Origin of the sequence: Rubneribacter badeniensis (assembly GCF_002899695.1) — a bacterium.
Lineage (GTDB): Bacteria > Actinomycetota > Coriobacteriia > Coriobacteriales > Eggerthellaceae > Rubneribacter > Rubneribacter badeniensis.
In genome coordinates this window covers 38,890-51,080 of record NZ_PPEL01000011.1, presented here as the reverse complement: position 1 = coordinate 51,080, position 12,191 = coordinate 38,890, and the positions used below count along the sequence as shown (strand labels likewise).

General features: G+C 64.4%; 8 protein-coding genes. 2 read left to right on the top strand and 6 right to left on the bottom strand.

The window, feature by feature from the left end; all coding sequences use genetic code 11:
• From C2L80_RS14125 to C2L80_RS03780, 3 genes are all read right to left on the bottom strand, one after another.
• The coding region (locus tag C2L80_RS14125) for a hypothetical protein (RefSeq protein ID WP_204600531.1) at window positions 1-212 on the bottom strand (212 nt) is incomplete at its 3' end.
• Window positions 213-417: 205 nt separating this feature from the next.
• The gene (locus C2L80_RS03785) at window positions 418-1,077 is read right to left on the bottom strand and encodes a LysR family transcriptional regulator substrate-binding protein (RefSeq protein ID WP_103262682.1); all 660 of its coding nucleotides are present in this window, start codon (window positions 1,075-1,077) and stop codon (window positions 418-420) included.
• Window positions 1,078-1,339: 262 nt separating this feature from the next.
• Window positions 1,340-2,674, bottom strand: coding sequence for a phenylacetate--CoA ligase family protein (locus C2L80_RS03780; protein WP_103262681.1), 1,335 nt, complete (start codon window positions 2,672-2,674; stop codon window positions 1,340-1,342).
• Window positions 2,675-2,974: 300 nt separating this feature from the next.
• On the opposite strand from C2L80_RS03780, the gene C2L80_RS03775 reads away from it, so the two are divergent.
• A complete protein-coding gene (locus tag C2L80_RS03775; RefSeq protein WP_087195480.1) occupies window positions 2,975-3,901 on the top strand; it encodes a LysR family transcriptional regulator in 927 nt (308 codons plus the stop codon).
• 590 nt (window positions 3,902-4,491) lie between these two features.
• On the opposite strand, the gene C2L80_RS03770 is transcribed toward C2L80_RS03775, so the two are convergent.
• Window positions 4,492-6,015, bottom strand: coding sequence for an IMP dehydrogenase (locus C2L80_RS03770; protein ID WP_092200199.1), 1,524 nt, complete (start codon window positions 6,013-6,015; stop codon window positions 4,492-4,494).
• A 666-nt stretch (window positions 6,016-6,681) separates the two neighbouring features.
• On the bottom strand, window positions 6,682-8,379 hold the full coding sequence (locus tag C2L80_RS03760; protein WP_224759075.1) for a helix-turn-helix transcriptional regulator: 1,698 nt from the start codon (window positions 8,377-8,379) through the stop codon (window positions 6,682-6,684).
• Window positions 8,380-8,765: 386 nt separating this feature from the next.
• Here C2L80_RS03760 and C2L80_RS03755 point away from each other — a divergent pair, with 386 nt between their 5' ends.
• A complete protein-coding gene (locus C2L80_RS03755; protein ID WP_103262680.1) occupies window positions 8,766-10,643 on the top strand; it encodes an FAD-binding protein in 1,878 nt (625 codons plus the stop codon).
• A 138-nt stretch (window positions 10,644-10,781) separates the two neighbouring features.
• On the opposite strand, the gene C2L80_RS03750 is transcribed toward C2L80_RS03755, so the two are convergent.
• A complete protein-coding gene (locus tag C2L80_RS03750; RefSeq protein WP_103262683.1) occupies window positions 10,782-12,188 on the bottom strand; it encodes a sodium-dependent transporter in 1,407 nt (468 codons plus the stop codon).
• Window positions 12,189-12,191: the final 3 nt, after the last annotated feature.

The window sequence follows — 12,191 nt, the reverse complement described above, 5'->3', positions numbered from 1 at the left end:
AGCTCGGCCGCCTCGGTCAGGCTGAACCCCGCCGCGACGGCCTCCACGGCGAGCTCCCTGGTCTCCAACGGGTACATGCGGACTCCAATCCGGACACCGGAGTGTCCAACTTTTTGTCCGCACCCCCCTTCTAGACGCACAAAAGCACTAATCGAGCCATTTGGCAACGTCTGGCGCTTGCTGCGCGATTCCGGCGTCAGACGCAAAGCCATCAGCACCTTCCCCGGCCAAGGCGCGCACTGCAAACGCTTTGGCCAAGGCGCGCGATTACACGTCGCCGGAGCCTCCGCGTGCACGCATGCGAGACGAGCTGTTCCCGCTGCGGTTTGGGGCGTGCGCCTTCCCGAAACCTCCGCATGCACGCGTACGGAACAGGCGCCCGCCCCTCGGCTCGTTTTGCATCGCCCGCGCTCGCGGCTAGAAGCGTGCGTACTTCACGAGGTTCTTCTTGAGGGTGTCCACGAAGCGCTGGCCGATTTCGCCAAGCTCTTCGCCCTTGCGCACAACGTAGCCGAGGCGCAGCTGCACGTCGGTGTCGAGCGGCACGGTATTGAGGCCGGCGCCGTCGGAGATGCCCACGAGGATGCCGCTCGTCACCGTGTAGCCGTTGAGCGCCACGATGAGTTCGGACAGCGATGCGCGGTCGGTGCACGCGATGCTCTTGGCACGCGGCGCATCGGCAAGCGCCTCCTCGGCGAAGGCCACGGGCGAATCAGCGTCCTGCTCGAAGTAGAGGTACGGGAAGTCCTCCATGTCCTCGAGCGTCAGGCTCTCGGCGTTCACCATGGGATGGCTCTTCGGCAGCGCTACGCGCGGAGCCGACTGGATGAGCTCGACGAACTCGAGGCCCGCCGCGTCGAGCGCCGCGTTCACATCGTCGGCCGTGGCCGAGGTCTCGAACAGCACGCCCAGCTCGCTCTTGCCGCTGGCGACGTCATCGATGACGCCACGGGTGGTGCGGTCGCGCAGCGCGTAGCGGTACGCATCGCCGCCGAGCGCCAACACCACGTGCGCGAACGTCTGCACGTTGAACAGGTAGTGCTGCCCAGAGACGGCGAAGGTGGTTTCAGTGGTCATAGGTGGTTCCTTTCAGCAAGATTTCCTTCTCGCGTGCCCAAATCAGTCAGTGGCGAACAAGCCCTTTGGCTTGTTCGGTTCCTCGCCATGCGCCCGAGCGGGCGCATCTTGCGCGCTCGTCGCGCAAGATTGGCGCCTCGCGTTGGCGGGTACGGCGCGCTCCACGCGCTTTGGTACGTGAGCCTTCGCCAGCGCGCGAAGATTCGGTGCCACAGCCGGCCGCAGCGTCGAGCCGTTCCGGCGGCCGTCAAGCCGCCAGAATCTACTGGCAACGCTCATCGATGAAGCGCGATGCCTTGTGCTCGGACGACGTGCCCAGCTTGCCTGCATCATACACGATGACCTTGGCGGGACGCACGCCGGTGTGCGCCTTGAGCGCGGCCTCAGTGCGGGCGGCCACTTCGTCGTAGGGCTCGTCGCTGCCCTGGGCGCGCTCCACCGACACCTCGTATTTGCAGGTGAAGTCCTTTTCGTACACGCGGATGGAGTACTCGCCGGTCAGGCCTTCCAACCCGCGCACGACGAACTCCACATCGCTCGGGAACACGTTGACGGCGCCCACGATGAACATCTCGTCCTTGCGACCCGTCACATGGATGCGCGCGAGCGTGCGACCGCATTCGCACGTGCCGGTGCTCACATAGCCGATGTCGCCCGTGCGGAAGCGGATCATCGGGCGCGCTTTCTTCATGAGCGTGGTGAACACCAGCTCGCCCGTCTCGCCGGGAGCCAGCACCTCGCCCGTCGCCGGATCCACCGTCTCCACGAGGATCTGATCCTCCACGATGTGCAGACCGTCGTGCGCCTCGCAGGCGGCCGCGCAGGCACCGTAGATGTCGGACAGCCCGTAGAAGTCCACCACCTTCGCGCCCCATAGGTTCTCGATGGCCTCGCGCGTGGACGCGATGGAGCCGCCCGCCTCGCCGGCCACAATGATGGTGTGGATGCTGAAGTCTTCGCGCGGGTTGAAGCCCTTCTCCTTGGCGATCTCGCCGAGATGCCACGCGTAGGACGGCGACGTCCAGATGACGGTGGGCTGGTACTGCTTGAGCACGAACAGCAGACGGTCGGACGGCACGGCGCCCACCCAGATGGCGAGCGCGCCCAAACGCTGCGCGCCGATGACGTCGGGGCCGCCCACGTACAGCGCGAAGTTCAGACCGTGCACGTAGCGGTCGTTCGGACGCATGCCCGCCTGCCAGAACAGGCGCGCCTCGGTGTCCTGCCACAGGTCGAAGTCCTCCTGCGTGAAGGGGCTCACCGTGGGAACGCCGGTCGAACCCGACGACGTGGCCATGAAGATGACCTCTTCCTCGGGCACGGAGCACATCTCGCCGAAGAAACTGCCCACATGCTGGGTTTCGCGCTCCGTCTTCTTGTCGCAGAAGGGAAACTTCGCGATGTCGGCCAGCGTCTGCAGGTCGCTCGGCGCCACGCCGGCCTCGTCGAACGCGCGCTTGTAGTACACCGTGTTGTCGTACGCGTAGGCCACCATGTCCTTCAGGCGCTCAAGCTGCAACGCCTCGAGCTCCGGACGCGGCATGCATTCGATCTCCGGGTCGTAATACTTCTGATCGGGAGAGATGTCCTTGCGCATGAAGATGCTCCTTGTTCGTATACGGTTCCGTTACCGCCTTCGCGCCCCGCGTCGCGGCATCCGCGATCCGGCCCGAATGTTTCACGTGAAACATTCGTTCGTCAACAGGGGTTTTCCTGCGAAAAGCGGCGTAAAGCATGAAACCACGAACGGCCCCTGAGCACAACCTCTCAGGCCATTCGATGTTTTGATGGTTCGCTATCTACAAAATCAATAACTTAGTAAAATATAGGAACGATCACGTTTGACAGAACAAGCGGGCGGGCTCGCCGCTCGCCTCGATTCGGCCGGGGAGGCACCATGACCCTGCAGCAGCTGCGCTACCTCATCGCCATCGCGGAGTACGGCTCCATCAACGCCGCCGCGCAAAACCTGTACGCTTCGCAGTCGAACCTGTCCACCGCCATCAAAGAGCTCGAACGCGAGCTGGGCATCACCGTCTTCACGCGCAGCAACCGCGGCGTGACGCTCACCAACGACGGCACCGAGCTTTTGGGCTACGCGCGCCAGGTCATCGAGCAGGCCGACATGCTGGAAGCGCGCTACGCCGACAAAGGGTCCGTCCATCTGCGCCTCGCCGTGTCCACGCAGCATTACGCGTTCAGCGTGCAGGCGTTCGTGAACGTGGTGGAAGCATGCGAGAGCGAAGAGTACGAATTCGTCCTGCGCGAGGCCACCACGGCCGAGATCGTCGACGACGTGCGCACGTTCCGCAGCGAAGTGGGCATCCTCTACACCGACGACTTCAACCGCCGCGTGCTGCGCAAGGCGTTCGACGACGCCGACGTGACGTACTTCCCCCTATTCGACGCGCGCGTTCATGTGTTCGTGGGCGAGCACCATCCGCTGGCCGCGCGCACGCTGCTTAGACCCGAGGACTTGGAGCCGTATCCGCGCTATTCCTTCGAGCAGGGCACCACGAACTCGTTCTACTACTCCGAGGAGCCGCTTGCCCACCTGCCGCACAAGCGCAACATCCGCATCTCGGACCGCGGCACGCTCACCAACCTGCTGACCAGCTACAACGGCTACACGCTGTCAACCGGCGTGCTGTCAGCCGAAATGCACTCGGGCATCGCGAGCATTCCGCTCGACGTGGACGAGACGATGCAGGTGGGCTACCTCATGCACAACGAGCGCCGCCCGAGCCCCCTGCTTTTGCGCTACATCGACGAACTGCACGCCGTCATCAAAGCCAACCCCACCGTCGTGGCGCACCGTTCCTAACGTCCGCGCCGCACGAACGGCGCGGGAAAGCTAGAGCGGCGTCGCATCGTGCGACTGCAGCACAACGCTCCCGCCCGTCTCCGCGCGAACGGTACGGGCAAACGGGAAACGAGGCGCGAGGAGCGCAAGACGCGAAACGCGAGCGCAAGAAAGGCAAAAAGCCGGGCGAGGAAGACGCGACGTCCGAGCATTCGACGCGACGTGAACGCTGTGCCGGCATCTGACGACGCCGGCAGTCAGACGCGCGCCAAAGCCGCAAGCACTACACCAAGAGGGCTGAACGCGCAACGAAGCCACGCGCGAAACGCAAAACACGCTGAAACCGAACGACGCGCAGCCCCCTCCAACAACAGACGAACGATTCTTCCCGATGGTTCACGTGAAACATCCATTCGCACCAGACGCCCATCCCAGACAGACAACGCGCTCCGATGCCTCGGCACGCCGCTTCTTGAAAACGCCTCGCCCCCAGCCACGCGAAAGGCCGGCGCCCCCTGATGAAGGGGACGTCGGCCTTTCCTGAAAAGTGGCCCCGCAGGGAGGGAGGGGGCGGGGCCGGGTCGTCATGCAGGGCACGCGCCTGAAAAGGATCAGCGCATGGTGTTGCTCACATAGGGAGTCTTGTCCTTCAGCAGCACGTCGTGCGCGCCGCCCTCCACGATGGACGTGGCAGACACCAACGTGAGCTTCGCCTTGTCCTGGAACTCGGGGATGGTGAGCGCGCCGCAGTTGCACATGGTGGACTTCAGCTTGAGCAGTGTCACGTCCACGTTGTCCTTCAAGCTGCCGGCGTAGGGCACGTAGCTGTCCACGCCTTCCTCGAACGTGAGGTTCTTCTTCTTGCCGCCCAGGTCGTAGCGCTGCCAGTTGCGCGCGCGGGCCGAACCCTCGCCCCAGTACTCCTTCATGTAGGTGCCGTTCACCATCACCTTGTTCGACGGGCTCTCGTCGAAGCGGGCGAAGTAGCGGCCCAGCATGACGAAGTCGGCGCCCATGGCCAGCGCGAGCGAGATATGGTGATCGTAGACGATGCCGCCGTCGGAGCACAGCGGGATGTAGACGCCCGTCTCGCGGAAGTACTCGTCGCGCGCCTTCGCCACCTCGATGGTGGCCGTGGCCTGACCGCGACCGATGCCCTTCGTCTCGCGCGTGATGCAGATGGAGCCGCCGCCGATGCCGATCTTCACGAAGTCGGCGCCCGCTTCGGCCAGGAACCGGAAGCCGTCGGCATCCACGACGTTGCCCGCGCCGATCTTCACCGTGTCGCCGTAGTGCTCGCGCACCCATTCGATGGTTATCTTCTGCCAGTCGGAGAAGCCCTCGGAGCTGTCGATGCACACCACGTCCGCGCCAGCCTCCACGAGCGCCGGCACGCGCTCGGCGTAGTCGCGGGAGTTGATGCCCGCACCCACCATGTAGCGCTTGTGCGCGTCCAACATCTCGTTGGGGTTGGACTTGTGCGAATCGTAGTCCTTGCGGAACACGAGCGCCACCAAACGGTCGTCCGCATCCACGATGGGCAGGGAGTTCAGCTTGTTATCCCAGATGATGTCGTTGGCAACCTTGAGCGTGGTGTCCGCAGGCGCCACGATAAGCTTCTCGCGCGGCGTCATGAAGTCGGCCACCTTCTCGTCCAACCCCATGCGCGACAACCGGTAGTCGCGGCCGGTCACAATGCCCAACAGCTTGCCATGCGCCGTGCCGTCATCGGTGACGGGCATAGTGGAGTGTCCATGCTCCTCCTTGAGGGCCACCACGTCGGCCAGCGTCATGTCGGGCGAGAGGTTAGCGTCGGAAGTGACGAAGCCGGCCTTGTAGTCTTTGACGCGTGCGACCATGGCCGCCTCATCCTCGATGGACTGGTTGCCGTAGATGAACGACAGGCCGCCCTCGGTGGCCAGCGCTACCGCCATGCGGTCGTCGGACACGGCGGTCATGATGGCCGACACCATAGGGATGTTAAGCGAAAGCGGGCACTCCTCCTCGCCTTTGCGGTACTTCACAAGCGGAGTCTTCAAGCTCACAGCCGTAGGCACGCACGATGCCGGGGTATGTCCCGGAACCAGCAGGTACTCGTTGAAGGTACGGGACGGCTCGTCGAAGTAGTAGGCCATGACTCCTCCATCTGCGGTCGGCGCGGTCTGCGCATGGGTGCGGCGCGGGTGTCTCAACGCGGCGGGCGAAAGCATCCCGTCAAGCATCCGTTGCTCGGGTGTTGTTTGCTATTATAGCCACGCGATCGCCACCCGCGCGAGGCTTGTTGTGGGAAAACTCCGAATATGGAGAAATATTCGCGACCCGAGCGGCGAAGGCGACGCTCAGGGGCGCGCGGGGACGACGGTGCAGCAGCGCGCGACGGAGAGGGCGGCATGGCGGGGCCGCACGAGAGGACGGCGCAAACGCGGCAAGAAGAGACCATCCCAAACGCACAACGAAGAAAGCCGTGCAGCAAGATGCTCATTATGGTAATAGATTCAGAAATTTTCAGCGATATCTTACCGCAAGGAAGGCGAAGCAACCCTAGAAAGCCCTTCCGGCACGCTTTTCAGCGTGCGAACAAGCGATTTCGGTACAATATCACGAAAAACTGCCAATAACTTTACCGTATGTGACCTCTGCCACGAACCTTCGGTAAACTATCAAGAAAAACTTTTCAATCCCTTACCGTACACGCATCAGCATCAAGGAGAAGGGCGGAAGACGGAAGGGGCAGAAAGGCAGAAGGGGCGCGGGAAGCGGAGAGGGAGGGAGGTGAGCGCTGACCAGCGCGTCCCGCGCAATCATCGCCCAGCGCCCTCGCCCGCGCGTCGCTCCACCATGCTCATGAGCTCTTGCTTGGAATGGACGCCCGTCTTCGCATAGATGCGCTTGATGTGCGCCCATGCGGTGTTCTCGGAGATGACCAACGTCTCGGCGATGAACCGAGCCGAACGGCCGCGCGCCAGGTAGCCAAGGATCTCACGCTCGCGACGCGTGAGGTCGAAGCGAGCCGCCACCGCATCGGCCCCCGCAGCAAGCACGTCCTCGACAACAGGAGCAACCCCGGGCTCGATCTTCGCACGCAGCAAGTCGCTCGAAGCCTCTCCCGTCGAAGCGGCCGCGCCTACCGCCGCTTGGGCATCCGCGCCCGCGTCAGCGCTCCTCAAGCGGCCCTCCCCCGCGCAATCGCCCGCCGACGCCCACGCCGACGCACGCCTCTCCCCATCTGCGCCCGCAGCAGCACGCACTTCCCCCGCACCAGCGCCCCGAGCGACAGCGCTCGCCCTTCCCGCGCCCTCGACCTGCGCGACGCCAGCCGGCTCCCCTCCCTCCGCACGCGAGCCCGCTGCTCCTGCAGGATACACGCGCCGCAGCACCACCAACAGCACGAGGGCCAGCGGATAGATGGCCGCGAACGCCAGCAGCGTCAAAAGCGACAGCCCGTAGTCGGCGCTCAGCGCGCCGAGGGCGTTGCCGATGCCCAGCCCAACAGCCAAAAACAGCCCCGATCCTCCCGAGTACACGCTCGACAACGCGTAGACCGATACGCCCAGCGCGCGCGTTCGGTCGACGATGAACAGCAGAAACACCATGCCGCACACGTCATAACACGTGATCATCACCAATCCGGCCAGCCCGCCGAGTACCTCGCCGAAAAACGGCAGCAGCGACAAAAGCACCAGCATGACCGGCAGGCAGCCCTTGTACACCGCCGTGGGATCGGGATGGCGCATGGTCAGACCCGCCACAACCGCCGTGAGCATCGTGGCCGCCACGAGGGGCATCCACATGTTCACATCGCCCACGATATGCTCCGACTGCGACCCGAGCACCGTGGTGTGCAGAATACCCACCACGCCCACGAGGACGAACAGGCACAAGCACGCTTGCAGCAACCGAAACCGCTCGTCCGACCGCTCCGGCAGCAATGGCACCCTCCCGGGAAACGCGACCTTGCGCTTGAGGCGCGAAAGCAGCAGTGCCGACGTCGCAACCGCCACGATGGAGAGCACGCTGGCTGCGAACGAAGCCAAAAGCGGCGCCACCGACACAAGCGCGCACTGCACGACAAGCCCGCCGAGAACCTGGCATACGCCGGTCGTCGCGTCAGACTCCGCAGCGAACACCTCAAGCCATGCGGCATTGAGCACCGTCAGCGCGAAGCCGCACAGAAGGCCGTACAGCGCAGCGGTAGCGCCCACGGGCAGCCCCGTCATCACACCCGTCGCGCTCAGAAAGAACCCAACAAGTAATGCGATGACGGCAGGCACCTGGGATAGCCTTCCCGGACGCAAACGCCCCGTCCCCACCAGCAGCAAAACAACGAAAGCCGTGACGAACGATGCCATATTCATCGTGAACATGAAATCGAGTTCGGACACGAACCCAACGCTCGAGGACACCGACCCCATCGCCGTGATATAGGCAACCGAAATCGCGGCCTTGCACAAGCCGAACCCCGCCGCCCCCAGCACTCTGTCAGAAAACCCGTTCGCCACGCCACCTCCTCCCTTCGCTATTGTAGCCGCTCTTCCCACCTGATGAGGCGTGATCGCGCGGAAAACGACGGGGTTAGTCGGCTGGTGGACATCGCGTGAGCAGGTGAAATGCAAAAATAACCGAAAATCGGGGAGGGGTGCGCATCCCTTTGCCCGAAAAGCACCCACGGTCGGTGTCGACCCTCCCCTTCGCGCGCCCCATACTGGAACCCGTCCACCCCGCACGGCAACGGCGGCACGAGAGCTCGGATGCGCCCCTCGGGCAGCACCAGGCCGCAACCCGGATGCGCTCGCCGGATGCGCCCGAGCACCAACGGGGCCGCCGCCGACGGCGCGCCCCCAGCAGCGCCGAAGCCGTTCGGACCCAGAGTAAGGAGGGAGCAACCATGGAACTTGATCGCAGGAACTTTCTCAAGGGGTCGCTCGCGATCGGCAGCGTCGCCGCGCTCGGCGCCCTGGCCGGATGCGCCGCGCCGCAACAGGCAGCGGACGACCAGAAGGATGGAGCCGAGCCGCAAAAGAGCGTCCCCGAAAGCTTCACCGACGGCAAGTGGATCGGCACGGCCATGGGCCACGACGACACGCTGTACGTGCAGGTGACCGTGGCTGGCGGCGACATCGCCGGTGTGAGCGTGCTGCGCTGCGACGACACGATCGGCATCGGTTCGACTGCCGCGCCGATGATGGCCGCGCGCATCCTGGAATCCAAGAACCTCGATGTGGACACCGTCACCGGAGCCACCACCACTTCGATGGCCGTCCAAACCGCCGTGGCCGACGCCATCACGAACGCCGGCGGCGATCCGAAGGATTACCGCCTGGGCACCACCACCCCCAGCGGCGGCACCGCGCAAACCGCCGAGGTGGACGTAGTGCTCATGGGCGCCGGGACCGCGGGCCTTGTCGCGGCGACGCGGTTGCTGGAAGCCGGGAAGTCCGTCATCCTGTTCGAGAAGCAGGACATCGCCGGCGGTTCCATGCCCATGACGTACTCGGGTGTGGCCGCCGCGGAATCGCAGCTGCAAACGAATTACGCCCTCGGCCGCGCCGACGAGAACCCCATGTACAAAAAGGAGCTCATGCTGGGCGTCATGCAGAAGTACCTCGTCGCCGAGAACGACCGCTTCGACGGCGCGATGCCGTACCAGACGGCCATGTACTCGAATTCGGGTCAGCTCGTCGACTGGATGCATGACATGGGTATCGGCTTCTACAGCCTGGGCGTGAACAAAGCCTACGGCGTGACGCCCTACCTGGCTCCGGGCTGCTACATGGGCGGCTGCGGCTACGCGAAGGACTTCCTCGTGGACCGCGTGGGCGCGCTCGGCGGGCAGATCGTGTACGCCACGAAGGTGACCGAGCTTGTGCAGGACGCCGACGGACGCGTCACCGGGCTTAAAGCAGAAGGGTGCGACGGCTCCACCTGGATCGTCACGGCGAAGGCAGTGTGCCTCACGTCGGGCGGCTTCGCGGCGAACGAGGAGATGCTCAAAGAGCACTACCCCGATTACGCCGAGTTCAAGTTCAACTGTGCGCCCGGCTCCACCGGCGACGGCATCGAGCTGGGACAGAAAGCGGGCGGCGCCATCGAGTGCATGGGACGCGAGCTGGGCGCGTTTTTGTCCACCACGAACCAGGCCGGCTCGAACTTCGAGATCGCCTTCCTGTACCAAACCACGCCGGGCATCCTCGTGAACGCCTCGGGCAAGCAGTTCGGCAACATCATGTCGGACAACCACGGCGTGCTCGGACGCGCGCTCCTCGACGAGGCCAACGGCGGCGCGTTCTACTACATCACCGACGAAGCGGGCCGCATCACCACGAACAAGAACGAGCTGTACGCCATGGACACCTACAAGTGCCTCGAACATCGCGGCGACATGGTGCACTACGATTCCGTGGAAGCCGCAGCCGAGGAATTGGGGCTTCCCGAGCTGGCAGCCACGCTCGAGACGCACAACGCCCACGCGCTCGCCGGCGAGGAAGACGAGTTCGGACGCTCGAAGCTGCCCTACCTCGACACGCACGACGGCATCTGGGTGATATCCTGCATTCCCACGTTCTACCTGACCACGGGCGGGCTTGTCATCGACACCGCCGGACGCGTGCAAAACGACGCCGGCGAGGCCATCCCCGGCCTGTACGCGGCAGGCGACGTGTGCGGCTCCATCGAAGAGAAGGACGGCCGCCCCTACGCCATGGGCTTCGACGCCGCCTTGAACTACGGCTACCTCATGGCCGAAACCGTGAAGGCCGAGATCTAGAAGGTGAAAGGTGGCTGCTTCCACCGGCGGCACCGGTGGAAGCAGCCACGAAGAGAACCACCGCCCAACGTCCGGTTTCCACGCCCGCTCTCCGAGCCGCGGAAACCGGACTCGCACGCTGCACCATGGCCAGGTGCGCTACGCCATCCCCAGCCATGTTCGCACGATGGGAAGGTAGCCAGCCGCAAGCACCGCCGCGATCAGCACCGGCAGAACGAAGCGCACGTAGCCGCGCGCCCAACGCGGAAAGCGCAGCCCTTCGCCGGTGTCGGCCTCGCGCACGAACGCGTCCCAGCCCCACCCGCGCCTCATCGTACAGAACAGCAGCAAGACGAGGCTGCCGATGGGCAGGATCGTGTTCGAGATGAGAAAATCCTCCACGGCCTGGATGTTGCCGATGCCGGGCACCTCGAAACCCGCCCACACGTTGAAACCCAGCACGCATGGCAGCGACAACACCGCGATCAGGACACCGCTCACAACGCACGCCCTCCCGCGCGGCACGCCCCATTCGTCCATGCTGAATCCGATGATGTTCTCGAACACCGCGATGACAGTGGAAAGCGCGGCGAAGCTCATGAACAGGAAGAACAGCGCGCCCCACAACTGACCCAGCGGCATCTGCGAGAACACCGCGGGCAACGTGACGAACACAAGCCCCGGCCCTGCGCCCGGCTCGACCCCGAAGGCGAAGCACGCCGGAAAGATGACGAGGCCCGCCATCACGGCCACCAGCACGTCAAGTCCGGCTATGCCAAGAGCCTCGCCCGTCAGCCGACGTTCTTTCCCCAGATAGCTTCCGAAGATGGACATAGACCCCATGCCCACCGACACCATGAAGAACGCCTGTCCCATGGCCGCGAACACGGCTTCGAAAAACGTCGACCACTGCTCGGCAGGCGTCGCCCCTGCGAACAGCTTTCCGAAATCGGGCATGAGATAGAACGCAAGGCCCTCCCCCGCCCCCGGCAACGTGACCGCACGCACGCACAGCACCGCCAGCACCACGAACAGCGCCGCCATCATCACCTTCGTGACGCGTTCGATGCCCTTCTGCAGACCCGCGCGCGTCACGAGCACGCCAACGGCAACAGTGACCAGCATGTACGCCGCCGACTCCACGGGGTTCGCCAACAATGCGTCGTAGACTTCCTGCACACCCGTCGCATCCAGACCCTCGAACGCGCCCGCCATGCTGCGCACCATGAACGCGAGCATCCAGCCCGTCACCACCGTGTAGAACATCATGAGCAGATAGTTTCCGGCCAAAGCGACCCATTTGAACCGGTGCCACCGCGTACCGGGAGGCTCGAGCGCGTTGTAGCTGCGCGCAATGCCCTTGCGGCTGGCGCGCCCTGCGGAGAACTCCATCACGAGGATGGGAAGCGCGAACACCAGCAAAAAGAACACGATGAGCAGCACGAACGCCGCACCGCCGTACTGCCCCACAATGTAGGGGAACCTCCACACGTTGCCCAACCCGATAGCGCATCCGGCGCTGATCAGGATGAACCCCAGACGAGATCCGAATTTCTCCCGATCCAACGA